This is a genomic window from Methylobacterium sp. ap11, assembly GCF_900110515.1.
GTDB classification, from domain to species: domain Bacteria; phylum Pseudomonadota; class Alphaproteobacteria; order Rhizobiales; family Beijerinckiaceae; genus Methylobacterium; species Methylobacterium ajmalii.
In genome coordinates this window covers 293,681-316,176 of the sequence record NZ_FOEB01000005.1, presented here as the reverse complement: position 1 = coordinate 316,176, position 22,496 = coordinate 293,681, and the positions used below count along the sequence as shown (strand labels likewise).

The following is a 22,496-nucleotide window of genomic DNA, read 5'->3' as shown; positions in this document are numbered from 1 at the left end:
CCGGTATGCCGCCGGCCGTCGGGAGGCAGGCCGGCGCCTATTTGGCCTTGGGGGCCGGCGCCGCGAGCATCGTCTCGGTGGACTTCTTCAGGTGGGCGAGCAGGCCGTCGGCCCCGCCCTCCTGCAGCGGCTCCGAGAAGCCGGTGCGCAGGGTGCCGGCCTCGCTGACCGTGCCCTGGAGGAAGACGTCGGTGATGCGGTTGTCGGCGTTCAGCACGTAGTCGACCGGGGAGGTGTCGCCGCTGCCGTCCGTCACCGTGACGTGCACGATGCGGCCGGCGCCGCGGGCCTCGCTCTTCGGGTCGATGGCGAAGGTGCTGCCGGCCGCGGCGCCGAGCCGCGTGGCGTAGGTCGCCGACAGGTAGGGGCCGAAAGCCGCGGTCAGCTCCTGCTGCTTGGCGGCCGGGATGTCCTTCCAGCGGGTGCCGACGCCCAGGCGCAGCATCGCCGGCAGGTCGAAGGTCTCCTTCATCGGGCCGGACAGGGTCTCGGCCCGGGCGCGCACGTCGCCGGCCTTCAGCGCCGCCTCGAGGGCGTCGGTCATCTTGCGCACGGTCGCGACCGCCGGGTCGCCCTCCCCGGCCGCCGGGGCGGGCGCGGGGGTCTGGGCCAGGGCCGGCCACGCCGCCGCCAGGCAGGCGGCGATCGTCAGGCTGCGCAGGGTCTCGCGTCGGGTCTGCACCGGGTCACTCTCCTTTGCCGTCGGCGGGCGCCGCGGCATAGCCGAAGGCGGGCGCGTGCGTCCCGCCGCCACCGGCCCGGCGCGGGCGGATGAACGCGCGCAGGGCCGCGCCGAACCCGGCCGCGGGGCGGCCCGGCTCGGCCTTGTCGTCTTCCATCGCGTGCCAGAGCATCAGGCTCGGCAGCCCGACCGCGAGGTCGGCGAGCCGCTTGATCAGCGACAGGGCCAGCGCCGCCTCGGCCGGGATGCCGAACACCGCGCAGAGCGCGATCAGGCCGCCCTCCTGGGCCCCGAGCGCACCCGGCACCGCGAAGGCGGCGCCGCGCACGGCCTGGGCCAGGCTCTCGATCACGATCGCCTCGAGGAAGCCGACCTCGTAGCCCATGAAGCGCAGCGCGATCCAGACCTCGAGGGTGCCGATGATCCAGCCGAACAGATGCGTGCCGATGGCGGTGAGAATGCGGCCGCGGGCGGCGTAGAGGCCGCGCAGGCGCTCGAACAGCACGTCGACGGCGCCGAAGATCCGCCACTCGCGCCCGCCGGCGAAGCGGTTGATGGCGGCCTGGAGCAGGCTCTGCCCGAAGCGGCGCTGGATCAGGTAGAAGGCGACGAGCGCCGGGGCCGCGATCACGAGGCCGAGGCCCACGTAGTGCACGATCGGCCCGTCGCCGCCCAGCGCCACCAGCACGCCGAGGCCGGCCACCGTGAACAGGAACTGCGTGAGCGCCTGGACCATCAGGTCGACGAGGGTCGTCGCGCCCGACAGCGCGCCCGAGACCCGGTAGCGGGTGAGGAGCCGCGCGCCGATCAGGTCGCCGCCGACCTGCGCCACCGGCAGCAGGGTGTTGACCCCCTCGCGCACGAAGCGCACGTTGACGCAGTCGCGCAGCAGCGGCCTCTCGCCGCGGGGAAACACCACCCACCAGCCCAAGCCCGCCCAGGCCACGGCGACGAACCGCGCCACGACGACCAGCACCGCGCCCCAGCCCGACGCCCACAGGGCCGCCGCGACCGCCTCCGGTCCCGAGGAGACGAACAGGCCGATCACGGTGCACAGGCCGGCGATCAGGCCCAGTGTCGTCAGTCGCTTCATGACCCTCTTTCTGTCGTCGCGGCGGCGGCCCCGGGGGCGCGCCATTCCGGCAACGGAGTCGAAACAAAGCAGCGCCGTTGCATCCCGGCACGTTGCAGCTTTGATGGGCCCTGTCTATCACCGCCCGGACACAGTGCCGGTGAAAGCGGCACGATCCGCGGGCGCGGCGAGCCCGCCCAAGCATCGCCGCAAGCCTATGTTATGGCGCGTCTTCCAGACCGGCCGGCGCCACGCCGGCGGGGCCGGGTTGCGCGAGGAATGGCCGCTTTGTGACGGCCGTCAAGGGATGGACGAGGCATGGACCGGGAGACGACCTTCGAGGCCGAGCGCGGCGCGCTCGACGATGCGGCCACGCACGACCTTTCGGCGTTCCAGGGCGGCGCCGACCGCGCCCCGGCGCCGCAATCGCCGGTCATGGCCTGGAACGAGTGGGACCCGCTGGAGGAGGTGATCGTCGGCTCGCTCGACGGCGCCACGATCCCGACCCACCACCTGACGGTGATCTTCAACCTGCCGCGGGCGGCCCAGCCGTTCTACCGGCTCGCCTCCGGCTGGAAGTACCCGGGCTTCATGAAGAAGCTCGCCCAGCAGGAGCTGGACGGCTTCATCAAGATCCTGGCCGGCGAGGGCGTGAAGATCCGCCGTCCCGATTCGGTGGATTTCTCGAAGAAGTTCAAGGCGCCGCGCTGGTCCTCGCGCGGCTTCTGCGTCGCCTGCCCGCGCGACCCGTACCTGGTGATCGGCGACGAGATCATCGAGAGCCCGATGTGCTGGCGCTCGCGCTACTTCGAGGGCGACGCCTACCGCTCGCTGTTCAAGGAGTACTTCCGGGCCGGCGCGCGCTGGACCTCGGCGCCGCGGCCCCAGCTCACCGACGAGCTCTACAACTACGACTACCGGGTGCCGAACCTGAAGGCCGGCGAACCGATGCAGTTCACGGTCAATGAGTTCGAGCCGGTCTTCGACGCGGCCGACTTCGTGCGCTGCGGCCGCGACCTGTTCGTCACCCGCTCCAACGTGACCAACCTGATGGGCATCGAGTGGTTGCGCCGCCACCTCGGCCCGGGCTTCCGCATCCACGAGATCGAGAGCCGCTGCCCGCAGCCGATGCACATCGATTCGTCGTTCATGCCGCTCGCCCCCGGCAAGGTGCTGGTCAACCCCGACTACATCGACGTCGAGAAGCTGCCGGCGGTGCTCAAGAAGTGGGACGTGCTGATCGCGCCCCGCCCCGACCCCGTCGAGGGCTTCATGAGCAAGATCTCGATGTGCTCGCCCTGGACCTCGATCAACGTGCTCGCCATCGACGAGAAGAAGATCGTCGTCGATGCGAGCCAGCCGACGCTGATCAAGGCGCTCAAGGACTGGGGCTTCGACCCGATCCCGACGCCGTTCCTGTCCTACGGCCCGTTCGGCGGCTCGTTCCACTGCGCCACGCTCGACGTGCGCCGGCGCGGCCCGCTGAAGTCGTACTTCTAAGGATCGGCGTGTCCGGCCCGCCTCGAGCGGGCCGGGCATCGTCAGGAGTGCCGAAACGCGAAGAGGCCCGCCACCTTCCGGTGGCGGGCCTCCTTTTGTCTGCGCGGACGCGCCGGCTCCGGTCGTCAGCGCCCGGCGGTCGCGCCCTTGTCGGTCCAGTCCGGCGGCAGGCCGAAGGAATCGCCGACGATGCCGTCGACGCCGGGCGCCCGGCCGAAGGCCTGGCAATCGGGATCGCGGGGCATCTCGCCCAGCATCGTCACGCGGATGCGCTCGTAGGTCGGGATCGTCAGCTCGGACTCGAACGGGTCCTCGCCGGTGGCGAGGTAGGAGCCGAAATCCTGGCCGAAATCGCCGGCGAGGTCGTAGATGTCGGCGATCTGCGAGAACCGGGCCTGGTTGGTGAAGGAGTTGGCACCCCCGGCCCAGACCATCGCGGCGCGCTGCTGGCGCCGCGCATCCAGGGCCTCGGCCTCGATCGTGAGGTCGCCGAGCCCGATCGGCAGGCGCGGCACCGGCACCTTGCCGATCGTGTCGGCGAAGCCGACGCCGACCTGCGCCGCGATGGTGATCGCCGCCGAGGCGCCGATGGCGGCGCCGGAGGCCGGCACGTTGGTGAGGCCGGCGCGGGTGACGTTGGCCCGCACGGTCAGGTCGGCGGGGCCCGACGACACCACGTCGTAGCGCAGCGACAGCTCGTAGCAGAGCGCCCGGTCGGCCGCGTTGGCGACGACGTGGCGCTCCTTGTCGGTCAGGGTCGGGCCCGCGACCGCGGCCGGGAAGGTGGTGGGGATGATGCGCACGGTGCGCACCCGCGCCATCGCCGCCTTGTCGATGAAGATCCGCGACTTCGTGGCGGTGGCTTCGCTCGGCGTCAGGTGGGCGTAGCTCGTCAGGAGACCGGTCTGGGTCAGCACCGGCGTGGCGCAGCCGGCGAGCAGCGCCAGGGTCGTCACGGCCGCGACGCGGCGGGCGGCCCGCGCGCCCAAGCCAGCCTTGATGGTCGTCCGCATTCGGTCGCTTTCCCGGATCGCGCGAAGCCGGTTCCGCGGACGCCCCTGGCGAGGCTTCCCGGAGGCCGGCTCCCGGCGGTGCAGGGCGAGCCCCGCGAGGGGCCACCGCACCGTTATGTCCTGAAGACTAACCCTCGCCGCGCGGGCCGGAAAGCCGAGCTTGGCCGGAGCCGGCGCTTCGCTCCGGCCTGTAACGCTTCGGCCACATTGTTTCCGCTCGCCGAACCCCTAACGGGCGCTCACGCCAGGGCCGCCATGCTGCAGCTCTGGCCGCCATCCACCGGCAGGCAGACCCCGGTGATGAAGCGGGCCTCGTCGGAGGCAAGGAAGACCGCCGCGTGGGCGATGTCCCAGGCCTCGCCGAGGCGCCCGAGCGGCACCCGGCGGTCGCGGCCCGATTCGGGGGTGCCGGCGCCGCGGCACTCGTCGGCGAGCGTGGTGTCGAGCAGCCCCGGCAGGATCGCGTTCGCCCGGATGCCGTCGCGGGCGTACTGCATCGCCACCGACACGGTGGCCTGGTTCACCGCCGCCTTGGCGGCCGCGTAGGCGAAGGACGGCGCCCCGGCCCAGCGCAGCGCCGCGATCGACGAGATGTTGACGACGGCGCCGGAGCGCCGCACCCGCATTCCCGGCAGGACTGCCTTGCAGGTGCGCCAGACCCCGCCGACATTCACCTCGATCGCCCGGTGCCAGCTCTCCTCGTCGAGGTCCTCCGGCCCGCCGGCCTCGGGCTGGCCGACGTTGTTGTGCAGGATGTCGATGCGGCCGAAGCGGGCCTCGCCGGCGGCGACCGCCCGGGCCACCGCGTCGTAATCGGTGACGTCGGCGGCGAGCGCCTCGGCCTCGTTGCCTTCCTCGGCGATGATCTGCGCGGTCTCCTCGGCGGCGGCGAGCCCCCGGTCGACGCAGATCACCCGGGCGCCCTCCCGGGCGAAGGCGACGGCGACGGCCTTGCCGTTGCCCCAGCCGGTGCCGGACGACCCGGCCCCAAACACGATCGCGACCTTCTTCAGCAGGCGTGTCGACATGGCCCGGCCTCCGCGCTCGGCGGCGAGACTCGCGGCAAATGCGGTGGGCGCGCAACCGGCGGGGAAGCAGGGCGGCCAGTCTCGGCCCGCATGTCTTCACCGGTATCGCCGATCCCGGCGGGGGAGGATCAGGCCCCGGCGGACCGGACGCCCCGGGCCCATCGCCATGCCGCCAGGGCCGCCACCAGGGCGAGGGCGACTTGCGCCAGGCTCCCCTCGCCGAGATGGGCGTGGCCGAGGTCGTGCCGCACGGCGAGGCGCACGAGGGTCCCGGCGATCCAGTAGCCGAGGCAGAAGGTCAGGGCGGCGAGGAGGAGGGCGACGAAGTCGTGCACGAGCGAGACCCCCGTGGGCGAGGACACCTTTGCGCCGCCCCGCGGGCGGGACGGCGCGGCGCCAGGGTAGCGCGGCCAGGCTTGTGCCGGGCCGTCGCCCCGAAGCCCAGCAAGGGCCGCGCCAAGTCTTCCCGGCGGCATATGTCTTCCCGGAGGCACACGTCTTCCCGGCGCCTCGGTACCGCTCATGGCTCGCCGCTCGGGCCGACGCCGCCGGGCCCGGCGACGGCGGCGATCGGGAGCGTCGCTCAGTCCGGGCGGGTCGCCTGCATCGACGGGCGCTCGCCGAAGCGGGCGTACCAGGCCGCCGCCGCCGGGGCGCGGTCGCGCCAGCCGAGGTCGGGCAGGCGCAGGTCGAGGTAGCCGAGGGCGCAGCCATACGTGATGGTAGCGATGTCGACCCGCTCGCCGAACTCGCCCGCCGCCGCGTCGATCCGCGCGAGCGCATCGCCGATCTTCTCGCGCTGGCCGGTCACCCAGCCGGCGGAGCGCTCGCCCTCCTGGCGGACCCGGGTCTCGTAGACGCAGAGCAGCGCCGCATCGAGCAGGCCGTCGCCGGTCGATTGCGCGGTCAGCGCCGCCCAGCGGGCCGGCCCCGCCGCCGGAAACAGGTCGCCCTGCCCGAGATGGTCGAGGTACTCGCAGATGACCCGGCTGTCGGCGAGCGCGGTGCCGTCGTCGAGGATCAGGGTCGGCACCTGCCCGAGCGGATTCTGCGCCCGGATCGTCGCATCGCGGTTGATCGGGTGGGCGGCCGCCGGCAGCAGCTCGATCCGGTCGGCCAGGCCGAGCTCGTGGGCGGCGACCAGCACCTTGCGGACGAAGGGCGAGGCCTTGGCGTAGAACAGCTTCATCGGGTCTCCTCCGGATTCTCTTGTTTTTCGTCGTCGGCGGAACGTCTCCTCCGCTCGGCGGACGAGGCGCCCCGTCACGGTGCGGGCGCGACGGCGGGACCCGTTCCGGTCGCCGTCGTCGGCCGGCCGTTCACTGCCCCCGGGCCGAGCCCGCCGGTTTCGCGGCCGGCTTGGCCCCGGGCTTGCCAGGGGTCGCCGCCGGCTTGACGGGAGCCGGCGCGGCGACCGCCGCCCCGGGCTTCGGCGGCGCCGGCGGGCGCGGGGTCTCGACGGAGAGCCGGCGCACCGGCCAGCCGTCGCTCCAGCGCTCCATGTCGGTGAAGCGCGGGTTGCCCTTCAGGCTGGTGGCGGTCTGGCCCGAGAAAGCGGCGGCCGCCGCCATGTCGAAGGTCTTCCAGACCGCGAGGTAGTCGAGGCTGTCGGTGCCGGCGCCGTTGATCTGCCCCACCAGCACGGTCTGCTCGCCGGTGAGCGTCATGTCGGCCGACCACTTGAACGGGGCCGGCTTCTGCTTCGGATCGGGGGTCGGCAGCTTCAGCTGGGCGACGTCGTAGGCCGCGTTGACGCCGGCGGGCGAGGCCAGGGTGGCCGACAGCGCCGGGAAGCCATGGTCGTCCGAGAGCGCGCGGACCATCAGCTTGTGGTCGGTCGGCACGGCGCTCGCCTCCCGCATCACCCGACGGGCGGCGACGTCGGCGGCCCGGGCGTCCCGGTCGCCGATCACCGTGACGATCAGCGTCGCGGGGTCGATGTCGTTGAGGTCGTGGAGGGCGATGCCCCGGGCCTTGTCGTCCCGGGCGATGCCGCCCGGCATGGCGCCGAAGATCAGCCGCGGCACCGGCAGTCCGGTCTCACGCGCGTGGGCCGCGAGGTTGGCCGCCAGCGGCACGCCGGCGAGGTGGCCGATCAGCGCCACACGGGTCGTGTCGGGCTTGGCCTCCTGGTCGCCGGCGAGCTCGGCGAGCGCGTCCTTGACGAGATTCGCGGCGAGGCCGCTCGCATCCACCGGCCGGGTGCGGCCCACCTCCTGGAAGCGCGGGAACAGCACGAGGTAGCCCGATCGCGCGAGGTGCTCGATGAACGAACCGTAGGCCTGCGGGTTCACCGCCCCCCAGGCGTGCAGCATCACCGCCACCGGCCGCCCCTGCGCCGGAGCGGCGCCGTTGCCGTAATAGGCCAGCGTGACCGCGCCGGCCCGGCCGAGCACCCGTTTCACCACGCTCGCGGCGGCGTAGGCCTGGCCTCCCGGCCCCTCCTTGGGCTGGGCGGGCGGCGTGGCGGCACCGGCGCCGGATGCGCCGCCGAGGACCGCGAAGGCCAGGGCGAGCGGAAGGGCGAGGCGGATGAAGGGAAGCGACGGCATGAGGCTGGGGGCTTGCGGCTCGGGAGCCGCACCCCACACTGTTTCGCGCCCGTACTCAAGGCACGATCGCTCGGGCCGGTCCCGTTCCTGCCGGTCTTGTCGCTTCCGCGGTACAGTCACGCTCCCACGGCCGGCGGAGGCAAGCGATCCCTCGCTGCACGCCCAGAGCATTTTTTGACGAAGTGGACTCCGGTTCGTCGAAGACAATGCGGAAAAATAAAAAACGAGAGAGCTTCGCGAGTGCAACGCCACGATACGCGACACTGAGAATGTGAAGGACGTCCGAGGGCGCTTCATGAAGGCTCCCCCCTTTCCCGGACGACTGGAGCGTCAGCGCAAGGAGATCCGGGATCTGCACAGGATGTCCCGCGAAGCGGCTCTGCAGGGTGCACCGTCGCGGACGCACGGAGGCTTCGCGGCTTGTCATGCGGGATCCCGGATCTCCTTCCGCTGACGCTCCAGTCATCCGGGAAAGGGGTTGGCCGACAATGAACGGGGAGCCCGGCCAGGGCCGGTGTCGTGGTCCGTGGTGCAACGCGATCGTGATGCGCTCTAGCGCAGCCGATCGGGCTCGTCGCCCAGCACGGCGTTCAGCTGCTCGACCAGGGCGTCCAGCTCGCGGGGCACCGGCGCGTCGGCCACGTCGGTGTACATGGCCCGCAGATCGTGCCCGAGCTTGGCCAGCAGCAACGCGTCGGCAAGCGACGACGCGGTGGTGTGCGTCTGGCCGTAGCTCGCGGCGTGATTGCTCGGGATCAGCTTCATGGCGCGTCAAACGGGACCACGGTCCCGGCTCCGTCAAGACGAGGTCGGCGTTCGGTACACGGGGCCCGTACCCGTGCAGGTTATGGAGACACCGAATTACCGGTTCGCCGGATCAACGCGCGTCAAGGGGTGCAGTTGCGCCGATTTTTCGGGGACGGCCGGTCCGGCGGCCGCGGGGATGGTGACGAAGTCCAGTACCTCGGCCGATTCCGTCTTGAGAACAGGAGGGTTGAGGTCGGTCGGCGGAAGCGCCTCGATCGCTCGACTTGGCGCTTCCGCATCGCCTCGCCCGACCGTCACGGGCGGCGCGTCGCGCCCCCTCGCGTCACACGGCCTGGTTGTCTGCCGATCACCTCACATCGGCGGCGTCAGACCGTCCTTGCCGACCGAGACGCTGCGCGCCTCCAGCCGGTCGCCCTCGCGCACGGCCGAGGCGAAGACCTTGGCCCCCGGCACCAGCACCGCCCGGTCGGCGGGCTCCAGCCGCACGATCGGCGTGCCCGGCGGCACCGCGACCGCGAGGCTCTGGCCCTTGTAGGACACCGTGAGGCTGCGCGCGGCGCCGGGCGCGCCCGCGACGGTGCCGTTGGTCATGGTGGTCTCGACCCCCGGTGCCTTGACGGTGCCGTTCGTCATGCTGGTCTCGACCTCCGGCGCCTTGACGGTGCCGTTCGTCATGCTGGTCTCGACCGGGCCGCTGGCGGCACCGTCGGGCAGGCGGTCCCAGGGGTAGTGCCCCTCGCCTGCGCCCCGCAGGGCCTCGGGGAAGATGAGTACCTCGAGGGCGACCGGCGGGTCGCCGGGCTTCGGCCCGGCCTTGGCGGCGGTACCGATGAAGCTGCCGTCCTTGACGTCGTCGAGGCTCGCCGGGGCGAGCTGCGCCACCCGCGTACCGGTGCCGAGCCGCACGGTCTCGATCGTGCCAGCGCGGGTGCGGATGGTGACCGCGTCGCCCTCGACGCGCTCGATCGTGCCGCGCAGGCGCTCGACCTGCGGGGCGGCGAGCGCCGCGGCGAACGGGCCGCCAGCGGCGAGCATCAGGCCGGCGGCCGCGATCGTCCTGAGAAGGGGCATGGGAAACTCCGGGAAGCAGGGCTCAGGGATCTGTGCCCCAGCCGTTATGGTTCGCCTCGCGGCGGAGGATATGCGTCTCGCGCACACGTGAACGGGCGTAGGACCCCGCCATTGGCGTCGCTCGGCTCCCCCGGTGACGAGAGACGACGGCAGGGCGCCGCGATTCGCGATCCCTCGCGGGGTTTCCTGTCGTCGGCGGGGTCGGGGGCGGGAGTATCGCGCGCCGCCCTCAGCCGACGAGCAGGCTGCAATGCGGCTCGGTGGCCGGGTTGGCGCGCGACCAGTCCGTCGCATGGCGGCCGGCATCCCAGGTGAAGTCGTCGACGCCGAGCTCGACGAAACGTCGATGGATGCGTGCATCGTATTTCTCGCTGACCGCCCGCGTCAGTCGTTGAATGTCCTTGTTGCGCAATCTCTGGGTATTGCCGACGGTGTTGTAGTATTGAATATAGCAGAATTTTCGCAGAAGAATCATCCTCGTGTGGAGGAATGTCCTCACGCACAGTTCGTAATCGTCGGCGGCGGCCAGGTCCGGATTGTGCCCGCCGATCTCGTGGTAGAAGTCCTTGCGCCACGCCCTGATGTGGTTCGGGGCGGAGACGATGTGCCGTATCGTCTTGGCGTTGATTTTCGGCGCTTCGTGGACGATGTACTCTCGGCCGTTGTAGGATTCCGTCCGGTCCTTACCGTAGAAGAAGGCCCAATGCTCGCCGTAGGTCGCATTGCGCCCGTCCTCGAAGACCTCGGCCCAGTCCGTGTAGAGAAACCCGGCCTCGGGATGCTGGTGGAAGGCCAGCGCCACCGCCTCCAGGCTGCCGGACGTCAGCTCGTCGTCGTGGTCCAGCTCGAGGAGGAGGTCGCCACCGGCCAAGCGGCAGGCGGTCTGCTTCACGTCGCCGATGCGGCCCGAGGGGCGGTGCGGGCGATACACGCGGATGCGGTGGTCCTGGGTCGCGAGCGCCTCGAGTTCCGAGAAGGTCGCACCGTCGTCGTCGGAGTCGTCGACGATGACCCATTCCCAATCGACGTAGGTCTGGGATCGCAGGGAGCGGAACGGCCGCAGGATCCGGCTTCCCGACCGATAGGCCGGGGTGAAGACGCTCACCAGGGGGCGCGAGCGTCGAAAGGCGGTCGCATTGTCCAGGAAGCAGTAGAAGATCTGCCGACCGATCTCCTCGGCATCGACGTCCGCCGCGAAGTTGATCCAGCGCTTGCGGACCTCGTACGGCGCGTGCATCAGGTTCTGGAACCTGGCCTCCTCTCCGAACGTCGCGATGACGTGCGGCCGCTTGGCGACGAGGATTCGTTCGAGGTCGCGATCGTCCGGATAGAACGAGCAGCTCAATTCCCTCGTTTCGACGTCGATATCGGGGCCGGGACTTTTGATGTCGAATGCGCTGCGTCCGATGACGACGATCTCGGGAAGGCTCACGGCATGCCTCGCGACGGATGACTTGCAAAAGCGGCCTCGCCCAGGGAGCCGCACGGCCCGATCGACGAAGAGCCTACTCCTCCTCGGCCTCTTCCGGCTCCAGGGTCGCCTTGACGGTCTCGAGCACCCGCCGGGCGAGGTCGGAATCCGGATCCTCCCGGTTCAGGGCGTCCTCCAGCATGGCGAGGTAGCTGCCGAGTTGGTGGCGGTAATGATCGGAATCGATGCCGCGCAGGATGCCGGCGACGAAGCGCACCGCCATCTGCAGGGCCACCTGCTTCACGGCGACGTCGGACTGCGCCTCGGACAGCCGGGCGATCATCTCGCCGTGATGGGCCGAGAGGGTGGTCAGGCCGGTGATCTTGTCGTCCTGGCTCATCGCGCGGGGTCTCCCGAAGATGCGAAAGGGGCCCTTCCCGCTCGGAAAAGGCCCCCGTCGCCGGTTGCTGGTGGCCGGGCCCCCGCCACGAGGGCCCGGATCGGCAGTCGGCCGCTCCCCCGGGGAGGAGCGGCCGGAACCCGGTCCTTACGCGGCGAGCTGGCGCAGGACGTAGGGAAGGATGCCGCCGTTGCGGAAGTACTCGAGCTCGTCGAGCGTATCGATGCGGCAGGTCAGCGGGACCTCCTTCACCGAGCCGTCGGACGAGGTGATCTTGGCGGTGAGCGTCTGGCGCGGCTTCAGCTCGCCGGCCAGGCCCTCGATCGTCACGGTCTCGTCGCCCTTCAGGCCGAGGGAGTCCCAGGAGGCGTCGCCCTGGAACACCAGCGGCACCACGCCCATGCCGACGAGGTTCGAGCGGTGGATGCGCTCGAAGCTCTCGGCGATCACGGCGCGGACGCCGAGCAGCTTGGTGCCCTTCGCCGCCCAATCGCGCGACGAACCGGTGCCGTACTCCTTGCCGGCGAACACCACCAGCGGGGTGCCCTCCTGCTCGTAGCGCATCGCGGCGTCGTAGATGAACATCCGCTCGCCCGACGGCTGGTACAGGGTGTAGCCGCCCTCGACCACGTTGCCGGCCTCGTCGCGCACCATCTGGTTCTTGATGCGGATGTTGGCGAAGGTGCCCCGCATCATGACTTCGTGGTTGCCGCGGCGGGTGCCGTACTGGTTGAAGTCCTGCACCCGGACCTGGTGCTCCTGCAGGTAGGCGCCCGCCGGAGACGCCGCCCGGATGTTGCCGGCCGGCGAGATGTGGTCGGTGGTGATGGAGTCGAGGAACAGGCCGAGGATGCGGGCATTGACCACGTCCTCCACCGGCTTCGGGGTCTTCTCCATGCCGACGAAGTAGGGCGGGTTCTGGACGTAGGTCGAGCCGCCGTTCCACGCGAAGGTCTCGGCCTCGGTGACCTCGACGTCCTTCCAGTTCTGGTCACCGCCGAACACGTCGGCGTAGCGCGACTTGAACAGGGTCGAGGTGATGTTGGCCTCGATGAACTCCTGGACCTCGGCGGTCGAGGGCCAGATGTCCTTCAGGTAGACCGGCTTGCCGTCCGAGCCGGTGCCGAGGGGCTCGGTGGTGATGTCGATCTGCATCGAACCGGCGAGCGCGTAGGCGACGACGAGCGGCGGCGAGGCGAGGTAGTTCGCCCGCACGTCGGGGTTCACCCGGCCCTCGAAGTTGCGGTTGCCCGAGAGCACCGCGGCGGCCACGACGTCGTTGTCGTTGATCGACTTCGAGATCGCCGCCGGCAGCGGGCCCGAATTGCCGATGCAGGTGGTGCAGCCGAAGCCGACGAGGTTGAAGCCGAGCGCGTCGAGGCTCGGCTGCAGGCCGGCCTTGTCGAGATACTCCGCCACCACCTGGGAGCCGGGGGCGAGCGAGGTCTTCACCCAGGGCTTCGAGCGCAGGCCCTTGGCCACCGCGTTGCGGGCGAGAAGGCCCGCACCGATCATCACGCTCGGGTTCGAGGTGTTGGTGCAGGACGTGATCGCGGCGATCACGACGTCGCCGTGGCCGATGTCGAAGTTCGCGCCCTCGACCGGATAGCGCTTGGCGATGTCGGCGGCCTTCTTGAACTCGGTCTCCATCGAGGCGGCAAAGCCGGGCTTGGCGCCGTCGAGCAGCACCCGGTCCTGGGGACGCTTCGGGCCGGCGAGCGAGGGCTTCACGTCGCCCATGTCGAGGGCGAGCGTGTCGGTGAAGACCGGGTCCGGGGTGGCCGCGTCGCGCCACATGCCCTGCGCCTTGGCGTAGGCCTCGACCAGCGCGATCCGGTCGTCGGCGCGGCCGGTGACCTTCAGGAAGTCGATCGTCTTCTGGTCGACCGGGAAGAAGCCGCAGGTCGCGCCGTATTCCGGCGCCATGTTGGAGATCGTGGCGCGGTCGGCGACCGACATGTCGTCGAGGCCCGGGCCGTAGAACTCCACGAACTTGCCAACCACGCCCTTCTTGCGCAGCATCTGGGTGACGGTGAGCACGAGGTCGGTGGCGGTGGTGCCCTCGGGCAGCTTGCCCGACAGCTTGAAGCCGACGACCTCGGGGATCAGCATCGACAGCGGCTGGCCGAGCATCGCGGCCTCGGCCTCGATGCCGCCGACGCCCCAGCCGAGCACGGCCAGGCCGTTGACCATCGTGGTGTGCGAATCGGTGCCGACGAGCGAATCCGGGTAGGCGACCTCATGGCCCTCGAAGGGCTTGGTCCACACGGTCTGCGACAGGTATTCGAGGTTGACCTGGTGGCAGATGCCGGTGCCCGGGGGCACGACGGAGAAGTTGTCGAAGGCCGACTGGCCCCACTTGAGGAAGGTGTAGCGCTCGCCGTTGCGCTCGTATTCGAGCGCAACGTTGTCGGCGAGCGCCTTCGGGGTGCCGAACTCGTCGACGATGACCGAGTGGTCGATGACGAGGTCGACCGGCACCAGCGGGTTGATCTTCTGCGGGTCGCCGCCGAGCGCCACCATGGCGTCGCGCATCGCCGCGAGATCGACCACCGCCGGCACGCCGGTGAAGTCCTGCATCAGCACACGGGCGGGACGGAACGCGATCTCGACCTCGGTCTTGCCGCGGTTCTCGAGCCAGCCGACCACGGCCTCGATGTCGGCCTTCTTGACCGAGCGGTCGTCCTCGTAGCGGAGCAGGTTCTCGAGCAGCACCTTCATCGAGAAGGGCAGGCGGCTCGCATCCGGCAGGCCGTTCTTCTCGGCCTCGGGGATCGCGTAGATGGTGTAGGTCTTGGCGCCGGCCTGGATGGTCTGGCGGGCCTTGAAGCTGTCGATCGATGCCACGGCGTGGTCCTCGCGAGGGGTTGTCGAACACGGCACAGGCAGGGCCTGCGCCACAACGAAGTGTTCGGCCGGATGCGCTGCGGGGTCGGTCCTGCTCGACGCAAGGAACGCGCCCGTTTGCCGCTCGCCCTCGCCTCGTCGGCCGAGAATCGAACGGTGCGCGCGCCGCCCCGGGGGTGCCCGGACTGGGATGCGCGAAGGACGGTTTGGACGCCTCTGAAGGTCGCGCGGCGCAGCCGGGGATGCGTATAGAACACTTCGAAACTGGCCGCTACGGGTCTCTCGGCCGCGCGATCGGTCATTCCCGCCCGGGCAGCCATAGCGTAAACGCGGGCGGTCTCCTCCCCGCCCGCGGAGCCCCCCTCCCCTCGTAGCCCCTCCCCTCGGAGCCCTTGCCCTTGGACCCCCGCCCTTGCGCCTGATCGCCGAGGACCTCGCCTGCCGGCGCTCCGGCCGCCGCATCTTCGCCGGGCTCTCCTTCACCCTGGAGGCCGGCGAGGCGCTGACCGTCACCGGCCGCAACGGCGCCGGCAAGTCGTCGCTGCTCGCGATCCTCGCCGGGCGGCTGCGGCCGGAGGCCGGACGGCTGGCTGCGGAGGACGTGGGCGAGCGCACCATCCCCGAATGCCTCCACGTCGTCGGCCACCGCGACGGGCTCAAGGGCGCCCTCACCGCGGAGGAGAACCTCGCTTTCGCCCGCGACCTCCTGGGCAACGCCGACCTCGAGCCCCGCGCGGCGCTGGCCCGCCTCGGCCTCGCCCACGCGGCCGGGCTGCCGGTCGCCTATCTCTCGGCCGGCCAGCGCCGGCGGGTGGCGCTCGCCCGGCTCCTCGTCTGCCGCCGCCCGCTCTGGCTCCTCGACGAGCCGACCGCCGCCCTCGACGTCGCCTCGCAAGCCGCGCTCGCCGGGCTGATGCGGGCGCATCTGGCGGGGGGCGGGCTCGTCATCGCCGCGACCCACCAGGCCCTCGGGCTGGAGGAGGCCCGCGAACTCTCCGTCGAGGAATTTCGCGCCGGCCGGGCCGAGCTTGCCGCCGATCCCTTCGCCGAGGTGATGTGATGGGTCGCGCCTTCCTGGCGGTGGTCGCCCGCGACCTGCGGCTCGCCGGCCGCATCGGCGGCTCGGGCGCCCTGTCCCTCGTCTTCTTCCTGATGATCGTCGCCCTGGTGCCGTTCGGACTCGGGCCCGACCTCAACCTGCTGGCCCGGATCGGCCCTGGCATCCTGTGGATCGCCGCGGTGCTGGCGACGCTCATCGGCCTCGACCGGCTGTTTCAGGCCGACGAGGAGGACGGCTCCCTCGACCTTCTCTCCGGCGCCCCGGCGCCTCTGGAACTGCTGGTGCTGGCCAAGGTCACGGCGCACTGGCTCACCACCGGCCTGCCGCTGGCGCTCGCCACCCCGCTGTTCGGGCTCCTGGTGGCGTTGAGCCCGACCGGCATGGCGGCGACCAGCCTGACGCTGCTGGTCGGCACCCCGGCGCTCACCTTCATCGGCGCCGTCGGCGCGGCGCTCACCGCCTCGATCCGCCGCGGCGGCCTGATCCTCGCCGTGGTGGTGCTGCCCCTGATGGTGCCGACCCTGATCTTCGGCGTCTCGGCGACGGACGCGGCGCTCGGCGGCACCGTGCCGTTCACGACGCCGCTGGCGATCCTCGGCGCGTTGAGCCTCGCGGCCGGAGTGGTCGGCACGTTGGCGGCGGCGGCGGCGCTGCGGTGGGGGGAGTAGGCTCAGGCCGCCTTCAGCCTTCGGGCCGCCTCGGCCAGCACCTCGTGCATGCGCGTCTGCCAGCCCGGACCGGTGGCCTTGAAGGTCTCGAGGATCTCGGGATCGATCCGCAACGACACCGGAACGCGCCGCGTCTCCAACCTTGGCCGGCCGGCACGGCTCCGGAACGCGGCCGCCATCTCGTCCGGCATCCCGTCGGGCCCCGGACGTGCCCGCGCCAACTCTTCGCCCGTCAGCGGCGGGGTGTCGGAGACCTCATCCCAATCGTCCTGCGAGTAGAGCGGGTTCGGGACGTATCCGGGTGCGTGGTCATGGGACGGCATAGGCGGCCCTCTCGGTCTTGTTGGCGCGGCGGACGCTGACGACAGCGGTGGCTTCCGACCCGAGCGGAGAGACGATTGCCACCACGACGACCTCTCCGTACCAGGTGCCGATCAGCTTGAATCTGGTACGTCCGGTTTCGCTTTGTGCAGCATCGATGGTGAGGAAGCGCTCGAAGCTGAACGCATCCTCGAAATCCGCGAGGTCGAAGCCGTGCTTCGTCAGGTTTGCCTGTCGTTTCGGCTCGTCCCACACGAACGTCATGGTTCGTATCCTTCATATTTTCGTATATACGAAAACATGAGCTGCAGCAATCGCGACGTATCTGTAGGGCTCGTGGCGATCATGCCGTCGTGGGGACATCCCGTTCCATGACCACCGTCCGCTCCTGCCCGTGCCGGTGCTCGCGCACCGCCCGGAACCCGAGCCGCGCGTAGAAGCCCACCGCCGTCAGCGAGGATTGCAGGGTCAGCGTTTCGAGGCCGGCCGCACGGGCGGCGCGGTCGACCTCGGCCATCATGCGCCTGCCGATGCCGCGTCCCTGCACCTCGGGCGTCACGAAGACGGCGCGTACCACCCCTCCGTCGCGGCTCGCGGTGCCGAGGATGCGGTTCCCGTCGAGGGCGACGAAGACCTGTCGCGCCGCGATCTGCGCGGAGATTCCGTCCGGCGTGAAGCCGCCGGCGATCCGCGCGATGGTCTCGGGGCCGTAATCGCGGGCGTTGGTCTCGTGCAATGCGGCGAGGACGACGCGGCTGATTGCTGCCGCATCGTCCGTCACCGCTCCGCGAATCGCGTACGCCATGCGCCCCCCGGCGCCGCGCACCGGGGGAGCGGCGCCGCGGCTGAGCAGACTTGCGTCGGCCTGCCAACGCAAGTCTGCTCAGGCTCTTGTTTTGTCGCAGATTTTCGGCGCCGAACCGGCAACCACTTCGGCGAAATCTGCTTAGAACACCGCCTGGCCCATCAGCACCGCGGCGATCACGATCACCACCGCGATCACCAGGAAGAGCCCGAACAGCAGCCGCGCGATGCCGCGGGCGCCCGACGCCACGTTGGTGAAGCCGAGGCCGCCGGCCACCAGCGAGATCACGAAGAAGATGATCGCCCATTTCAACATCGCGGCGGTACTCCGGTGCCTTGCGACAAGTCGCAGCGATAACCGCCACCGCCACGCTTCGTTCCGGCAGCCGTCCCGGCGTGCCGCGCCCGTCTGCGCCGTTCGTCCGCATTGCCCGGGGAGGCCCGCGCGGGCTACACCGCCACCATGGCGATGGGTCTCCTCACCCGGCTGGCGCAGCCCGGCCACTTCATGCGCTGGTCCGGGGCCCTGCTGCCCTGGGTGGCGGGTCTCGCGGTCGTGCTGCTGGCCGTCGGCCAGTACCTGACCTGGTTCGTCGCGCCGCCCGACTACCAGCAGGGCGAGACGGTGCGGATCATGTACATCCACGTCCCGGCGGCCTGGATGGCGGTGTTCTTCTACGGCGCCATGGCGGTCTCGGCGCTCGGCACCCTGATCTGGCGCCATCCCCTCGCCGACGTGGCGCAGCGCGCCGCCGCCCCGATCGGCGCCGCCTTCACGCTGATCTGCCTCGTCACCGGCTCACTCTGGGGCAAGCCGATGTGGGGCACCTACTGGGTCTGGGACGCGCGCCTGACCTCGATGCTGGTGCTCTTCCTGATCTATTGCGGGCTGCTCGCCCTGTGGCGCACCATCGAGGACCCGAGCCGGGCCGCCCGGGCGGTCGCGATCCTGACGCTGGTCGGCGCCGTCAACCTGCCGATCATCAAGTTCTCGGTGAACTGGTGGTCGACCCTGCACCAGCCGGCCTCGATCCTGCGGATGGGCGGGCCGACCATCTACGCCTCGATGCTCTATCCCCTGCTCGTCATGATCGCCGCCGCCTCGGTGCTCGGCATCGCGCTCCACCTCCAGGCGATGCGCACCGAGATCCTGCGCCGGCGCGTGCGCACGTTGACGATCCTCGAGGCCGAGCGGCTCGACGCCGCCCTGATGGCGCCGCAGGCGGCCTGACCATGGATCTCGGACCCCACTCGGCCTTCATCCTCGGCGCCTACGGCTTCACCGCCCTGGTGATCCTCGGCCTCGTCGCGCACGCGGTCCTCGACCAGCGGGCGCAGGAGCGGGCGCTCGGCCGCCTGGCGAAAGAGCCGCTCGAACGGGACGCCGCGCGGGGCGCCCGGTGAGCGACGCCCCCCTGCATCCGATCGAGCCCGCCGACGAGGCGCCGCGCCGGTCCCGGCTGATCTTCCTGCTGCCGCTCCTCGCCTTCGCGGCGCTCGCCGGCATCTTCCTCGGCAAGCTGCTCACCAAGGGCTACGACCCCTCGGCCATCCCCTCGGCGCTGATCGGCCGGCCGGTGCCGGACTTCGCGCTGCCGCCGGTTCCCGGCCTGGCGGTGGACGGAGCCGCGGTGCCGGGCCTGACGGCGGCGGACCTGAAGGGCAAGGTGACGGTGCTCAACGTCTGGGCGTCCTGGTGCGCGCCCTGCCAGATCGAGCACCCGATGCTGATGCGGCTCTCCCGCGACGGGGTGAACCTCGTCGGCATCGACTACAAGGACCAGCCCGAGAACGGCCGCCGCTTCCTCGGCCGCCACGGCAACCCGTTCCGCGCCGTCGGCGCCGACGAGGCCGGCCGCGTCGGCATCGACCTCGGGGTCTACGGCGTGCCGGAGACCTTCGTCATCGGCCCGGACGGGCGCATTCGCGAGAAGCTCGTCGGCATCCTGACGCCGGAGACCTACGACGCCTTCCTGGCCCGGGTGCGGGCGATGCAATAAGGGGCGGGGTCCGGACCCCGCCCCCGTCGCACATCCCTCTCCGTCCACGCTCCGGTCGTCCGGGTCGGGGAGCGCTTCCTATTTCGGCAGGGCGTAGATGTTGACCTCGAGCGCCTCGTCGGACGGGCTCGCGAGCGGGGTCAGGTACTCCTCCACGAAGGCGTCCTGGACCAGGATGCCCTTGGCGTCGAGATAGGCCGTCACCGTCTCGTAGGTCTGGTCGATCCCCTCGTAGGGGCCCTTGTGGGTGAAGCGGAGGGCCTTGCCGCTCGGGGTCGCGCCGAAGCGCAGGTCGTCGGGCAGGCCGGCCGGGCGCGGGGTCGGCACCGCCTCCACCGGCACCATCACCTCGTACTGGAAGCCGTCGTCGTCGGTGCGGTTGAAGACCGAGATCGGCTTGCCGTTGGCCTTGATGCCGGCCTGGGCCAAAGCCGCCTCGACCTTGGCGATCGCCTCCTTGAGGCTCGGCACCGCCTGGTCCCACTTCGCGGTGCCGGACAGGATCGCCGCGGGCTTGGCCGGCAGCGTCACCTCGTCGACGTCCGACGGGTCGCCCGGATTGGCGACGAGGGGCGGCCGGTTGGCGCTCGACGGCGCCTGGCCTGCCGGCGGCACCGCCGGGGTCCCGGGTGGCAGCGCCTTCTCGGGGGCGGGCGGGGTCGGCGCCTGGTTGGTGCCCGGGCCCGGGCCGGGGGCCGTGGTGGTCGGCAGCGGGGTCGTCTGGGCCGGCGAGGGCGTCGCGGCCGGGGGCGCGGCCGGCGACGGGGCGGGCGCGGGAGCCGGTGCGGGCTGCTGGGCCAGAACGGAGGCCCCGCAGGCCAGGGACGCGGCGAGGCCGATCGCGATCGTCGGGAGGCGGGTCTTCATCACGGGCGGAACGCTCCGGGCTCTGGCATGGGCCGGCCAGGCCGGCCGGCACTGGCATCGACCGGCCGTCGCGGGGACGGGCCGGTTGTGGCGTGGGCCGGCATCGCCGGCCCGGTCGAACGCGTCAAGCGTAAAGCCGTTGCGCCCTCATCGCGAGACCGTGAGCGCCATGGCCCTCGCCCGGGCGGCCCCCGCCTCGTCTCGCCTGCGGGCCGGTTCTGGTCCATACAGCGCGCGGCCCCCATCTTGCGCCCGCCGGAGAACCCCGCCCGTGTCCCCCCTCGCCCATCGCCGCTTCCTGAAGATGAACGGGCTCGGCAACGAGATCGTGGTGCTGGACCTGCGCGGGAGCGACGTGCGGGTGCAGCCCGCCGAGGCCCGGGCGATCGCGGCCGACCCGGCCTCGCGCTTCGACCAGATGATGGTGCTGCACGATCCCGTCACCCCGGGCACCGACGCCTTCGTGCGGATCTACAACACCGACGGGTCGGAGGCCGGCGCCTGCGGCAACGGCACCCGCTGCGTCGCCTGGGCGATGCTGGACGATCCCGCGATGGCGCGCCCGCCGCTGGGGGAGAACCTGGTTCTCGAGACCCGGCCCGGCCTCCTCGCGGTCGTGCGGGTGTCGCCGGTGGACTTCACCGTCGACATGGGGCGGCCGCGCCTGCGCTGGGACGAGATCCCCCTCGCCGAGCCCTTTCCCGACACCCGCCGCATCGAGCTGCAGGTCGGGCCGATCGACGATCCGCTGCTGCACTCGCCGGGGGCGGTCAGCATGGGCAACCCGCACGCGGTGTTCTTCGTCGAGCGCGACCCCGACGGCTACGACCTCGCCCGGGTCGGGCCGCTGCTCGAATGCCACCCGATCTTCCCGGACCGGGCCAACATCTCCCTCGCCCGGGTCCTCGACCGCGGCCACATCCGCCTGAAGGTGTGGGAGCGCGGCGCCGGCCTGACCCGGGCCTGCGGCACGGCGGCCTGCGCCGCTCTCGTCGCCGCGGCGCGCCTGCGTCTCACCGACCGCGAGGCCACCGTCACCCTGCCGGGCGGCGATCTGCGCATCGTCTGGGGCGAGGACGACCACGTCCGCATGACAGGCCCGACCGAGCTGGAGCACGAGGGCACCTTCGCCCCCTCGCTGTTCGAGGCCGCCGCGTGAGCGTGGAGGTCCTGAGCTTTGGCTGCCGCCTCAACGCCGCCGAATCGGAGGCGATGCGCCGGCAGGCGGAAGGCGCGGGCCGCACCGGTCTCCTCCTCGTCAACACCTGCGCGGTCACGGCCGAGGCCGGCCGCCAGGCCCGCAAGGCGATCCGGGCCGCCGCCCGCGCCAATCCGGCGGCCCGGGTGGTGGTGACGGGCTGCGGCGTCCAGGTCGAGACCGACGCCTACGTCGCCATGCCGGAGGTGGCCGAGATCGTCGGCAACCGCCGCAAGCTCGACCCGGCGACCTGGACCGGCCCCGCGCCCGAGCGGGTGCGGATCGACGACGTGATGGCGCTGGGCCCCGATCCGGTGCCCGCGGCGACGGCGATGCGGGCGCGCACCCGCGCCTTCCTGCCGGTGCAGAACGGCTGCGACCACCGCTGCACGTTCTGCGTCATCCCGTTCGGGCGCGGCAACTCGCGCTCGGTGCCGGCCGCCGACGTCGTGGCACAGGTCCGCGCGCTGGTGGCGGAGGGCACCCGCGAGGTGGTGCTGACCGGCGTCGACCTCACCGCCTATGGCCGCGACCTCGGCGAGACCGGCCTCGGCGCCCTGGTGCGGGCGATCCTGCGCGGGGTGCCCGACCTCGACCGCCTGCGCCTGTCCTCGATCGATTCCGTCGAGGCCGACCCCGAATTGGTGGCGGCCTTCGCCGAGGAGGCGCGGCTGATGCCGCATCTCCACCTCTCGCTCCAGGCCGGCGACGACCTGATCCTCAAGCGGATGAAGCGCCGCCACGGCCGGGACGACGCGATCCGGTTCTGCGCCGAGATCCGGGCCCTTCGCCCCGACGCGGTGTTCGGCGCCGACCTGATCGCCGGCTTCCCGACCGAGACCGAGGCGCAGTTCGCCCGCTCCCTCGCCCTCGTCGCGGAATGCGGCCTCGCCCAGCTCCACGTCTTCCCCTACTCGCCCCGCCCCGGCACCCCGGCCGCGCGGATGCCCCAGGTGGCGCCTGCGGCGATCAAGGAGCGCGCCGCGCGCCTGCGCGAGGCCGGCGCGACCGCCTTCGCCCGCCGCCTCGACCGCGAGGTCGGCGAGACCCGTCGCGTCCTGGCCGAGCGCGGCGGCACCGGCCGCACCGAGGGTTTTCTGCCGGTCCGGCTGCCGGAGGGCGTCGAGGCCGGGACGCTGATCGACCTGCGGATCGCCGGGCATGACGGGCAGCTCTTGCAGGGACACAGGCTGCAGGCGGGGTGAGGCGGGAAATCGTCGCCGGGTCTCACGGT

The 22,496-nt window shown here is 71.6% G+C and carries 25 protein-coding genes; 8 read left to right on the top strand and 17 right to left on the bottom strand.

The genetic code is table 11. The annotated features are described in order from the left end of the window. Positions 1-37: 37 nt before the first annotated feature. Both BMX97_RS09920 and BMX97_RS09915 read right to left on the bottom strand, forming a co-directional pair. On the bottom strand, positions 38-682 hold the full coding sequence (locus tag BMX97_RS09920; RefSeq protein ID WP_244538362.1) for an MlaC/ttg2D family ABC transporter substrate-binding protein: 645 nt from the start codon (positions 680-682) through the stop codon (positions 38-40). Between the two features lie 4 nt (positions 683-686). Then, positions 687-1,775: a lysylphosphatidylglycerol synthase domain-containing protein gene (locus BMX97_RS09915; RefSeq protein ID WP_091748734.1), complete on the bottom strand. Its 1,089-nt coding sequence runs from the start codon at positions 1,773-1,775 to the stop codon at positions 687-689. A 297-nt stretch (positions 1,776-2,072) separates the two neighbouring features. Between BMX97_RS09915 and BMX97_RS09910 the strand changes: the two genes are divergently transcribed. Then, on the top strand, positions 2,073-3,254 hold the full coding sequence (locus BMX97_RS09910; RefSeq protein ID WP_091748732.1) for an amidinotransferase: 1,182 nt from the start codon (positions 2,073-2,075) through the stop codon (positions 3,252-3,254). 125 nt (positions 3,255-3,379) lie between these two features. On the opposite strand, the gene BMX97_RS09905 is transcribed toward BMX97_RS09910, so the two are convergent. From BMX97_RS09905 to acnA, 10 genes are all read right to left on the bottom strand, one after another. Then, positions 3,380-4,267, bottom strand: coding sequence for a DUF3313 domain-containing protein (locus tag BMX97_RS09905; protein ID WP_060847486.1), 888 nt, complete (start codon positions 4,265-4,267; stop codon positions 3,380-3,382). Between the two features lie 239 nt (positions 4,268-4,506). Then, positions 4,507-5,295, bottom strand: a complete 789-nt coding sequence (locus BMX97_RS09900) for an SDR family NAD(P)-dependent oxidoreductase (RefSeq protein ID WP_091748729.1) — start codon at positions 5,293-5,295, stop codon at positions 4,507-4,509. A 128-nt stretch (positions 5,296-5,423) separates the two neighbouring features. After that, a complete protein-coding gene (locus BMX97_RS09895; protein ID WP_244538361.1) occupies positions 5,424-5,657 on the bottom strand; it encodes a hypothetical protein in 234 nt (77 codons plus the stop codon). 221 nt (positions 5,658-5,878) lie between these two features. Continuing rightward, positions 5,879-6,484: a glutathione S-transferase gene (locus BMX97_RS09890; RefSeq protein ID WP_091748723.1), complete on the bottom strand. Its 606-nt coding sequence runs from the start codon at positions 6,482-6,484 to the stop codon at positions 5,879-5,881. Positions 6,485-6,614: 130 nt separating this feature from the next. Then, positions 6,615-7,847 carry an alpha/beta hydrolase gene (locus BMX97_RS09885; protein WP_091748720.1) on the bottom strand — a complete coding sequence of 411 codons (1,233 nt, stop codon included), beginning with the start codon at positions 7,845-7,847 and terminating at the stop codon, positions 6,615-6,617. A 552-nt stretch (positions 7,848-8,399) separates the two neighbouring features. Next, entirely contained in the window at positions 8,400-8,612 is a 213-nt protein-coding gene (locus tag BMX97_RS09880) for a NepR family anti-sigma factor (RefSeq protein WP_091748717.1), read from the bottom strand. Between the two features lie 354 nt (positions 8,613-8,966). Then, positions 8,967-9,686: a metal ABC transporter permease gene (locus BMX97_RS09875; protein ID WP_244538360.1), complete on the bottom strand. Its 720-nt coding sequence runs from the start codon at positions 9,684-9,686 to the stop codon at positions 8,967-8,969. A gap of 229 nt (positions 9,687-9,915) precedes the next feature. Continuing rightward, positions 9,916-11,118 carry a glycosyltransferase gene (locus BMX97_RS09870; protein WP_091748714.1) on the bottom strand — a complete coding sequence of 401 codons (1,203 nt, stop codon included), beginning with the start codon at positions 11,116-11,118 and terminating at the stop codon, positions 9,916-9,918. A gap of 73 nt (positions 11,119-11,191) precedes the next feature. Beyond that, the gene (locus BMX97_RS09865; protein WP_048429181.1) at positions 11,192-11,497 is read right to left on the bottom strand and encodes a hypothetical protein; all 306 of its coding nucleotides are present in this window, start codon (positions 11,495-11,497) and stop codon (positions 11,192-11,194) included. Between the two features lie 147 nt (positions 11,498-11,644). Then, a complete protein-coding gene (gene acnA, locus BMX97_RS09860; protein ID WP_091748711.1) occupies positions 11,645-14,344 on the bottom strand; it encodes an aconitate hydratase AcnA in 2,700 nt (899 codons plus the stop codon). A gap of 412 nt (positions 14,345-14,756) precedes the next feature. On the opposite strand from acnA, the gene ccmA reads away from it, so the two are divergent. Together ccmA and ccmB are read left to right on the top strand one after the other, a co-directional pair. Further along, the gene (gene ccmA / locus BMX97_RS09855; protein ID WP_091748708.1) at positions 14,757-15,404 is read left to right on the top strand and encodes a heme ABC exporter ATP-binding protein CcmA; all 648 of its coding nucleotides are present in this window, start codon (positions 14,757-14,759) and stop codon (positions 15,402-15,404) included. After that, the gene (gene ccmB, locus BMX97_RS09850) at positions 15,404-16,072 is read left to right on the top strand and encodes a heme exporter protein CcmB (RefSeq protein WP_091748705.1); all 669 of its coding nucleotides are present in this window, start codon (positions 15,404-15,406) and stop codon (positions 16,070-16,072) included. Before ccmA ends, ccmB begins: the two co-directional genes overlap by 1 nt. 2 nt (positions 16,073-16,074) lie before the next feature. Here ccmB and BMX97_RS09845 read toward each other — a convergent pair whose 3' ends face one another. From BMX97_RS09845 to BMX97_RS09830, 4 genes are all read right to left on the bottom strand, one after another. Beyond that, positions 16,075-16,395 carry a BrnA antitoxin family protein gene (locus BMX97_RS09845; RefSeq protein WP_091748702.1) on the bottom strand — a complete coding sequence of 107 codons (321 nt, stop codon included), beginning with the start codon at positions 16,393-16,395 and terminating at the stop codon, positions 16,075-16,077. Beyond that, positions 16,382-16,657, bottom strand: coding sequence for a BrnT family toxin (locus BMX97_RS09840; RefSeq protein WP_091748699.1), 276 nt, complete (start codon positions 16,655-16,657; stop codon positions 16,382-16,384). The genes BMX97_RS09845 and BMX97_RS09840 overlap by 14 nt, the downstream gene beginning before the upstream one ends. A 79-nt stretch (positions 16,658-16,736) precedes the next feature. Continuing rightward, on the bottom strand, positions 16,737-17,198 hold the full coding sequence (locus tag BMX97_RS09835; RefSeq protein ID WP_091749020.1) for a GNAT family N-acetyltransferase: 462 nt from the start codon (positions 17,196-17,198) through the stop codon (positions 16,737-16,739). A gap of 141 nt (positions 17,199-17,339) precedes the next feature. Continuing rightward, complete coding sequence (locus BMX97_RS09830; protein WP_048429188.1) at positions 17,340-17,513, bottom strand: DUF1328 domain-containing protein; 174 nt, start codon at positions 17,511-17,513, stop codon at positions 17,340-17,342. 147 nt (positions 17,514-17,660) lie between these two features. Between BMX97_RS09830 and BMX97_RS09825 the strand changes: the two genes are divergently transcribed. The 3 genes from BMX97_RS09825 to BMX97_RS09815 are packed head-to-tail and all read left to right on the top strand — an operon-like array spanning position 17,661 to position 19,197. Then, positions 17,661-18,428 carry a heme ABC transporter permease gene (locus BMX97_RS09825; protein ID WP_060847474.1) on the top strand — a complete coding sequence of 256 codons (768 nt, stop codon included), beginning with the start codon at positions 17,661-17,663 and terminating at the stop codon, positions 18,426-18,428. A 2-nt stretch (positions 18,429-18,430) separates the two neighbouring features. Next, entirely contained in the window at positions 18,431-18,601 is a 171-nt protein-coding gene (gene ccmD / locus BMX97_RS09820; protein WP_091748696.1) for a heme exporter protein CcmD, read from the top strand. Beyond that, on the top strand, positions 18,598-19,197 hold the full coding sequence (locus BMX97_RS09815; protein ID WP_244538359.1) for a DsbE family thiol:disulfide interchange protein: 600 nt from the start codon (positions 18,598-18,600) through the stop codon (positions 19,195-19,197). Before ccmD ends, BMX97_RS09815 begins: the two co-directional genes overlap by 4 nt. Before the next feature lie 78 nt (positions 19,198-19,275). Here BMX97_RS09815 and BMX97_RS09810 read toward each other — a convergent pair whose 3' ends face one another. Beyond that, on the bottom strand, positions 19,276-20,064 hold the full coding sequence (locus tag BMX97_RS09810) for a GyrI-like domain-containing protein (protein WP_091748693.1): 789 nt from the start codon (positions 20,062-20,064) through the stop codon (positions 19,276-19,278). A gap of 271 nt (positions 20,065-20,335) precedes the next feature. Here BMX97_RS09810 and dapF point away from each other — a divergent pair, with 271 nt between their 5' ends. Both dapF and mtaB read left to right on the top strand, forming a co-directional pair. Continuing rightward, positions 20,336-21,223, top strand: a complete 888-nt coding sequence (dapF, locus tag BMX97_RS09805; RefSeq protein ID WP_091748690.1) for a diaminopimelate epimerase — start codon at positions 20,336-20,338, stop codon at positions 21,221-21,223. Beyond that, complete coding sequence (mtaB, locus tag BMX97_RS09800; protein ID WP_091748687.1) at positions 21,220-22,467, top strand: tRNA (N(6)-L-threonylcarbamoyladenosine(37)-C(2))-methylthiotransferase MtaB; 1,248 nt, start codon at positions 21,220-21,222, stop codon at positions 22,465-22,467. The genes dapF and mtaB overlap by 4 nt, the downstream gene beginning before the upstream one ends. Positions 22,468-22,496 lie beyond the last annotated feature (29 nt).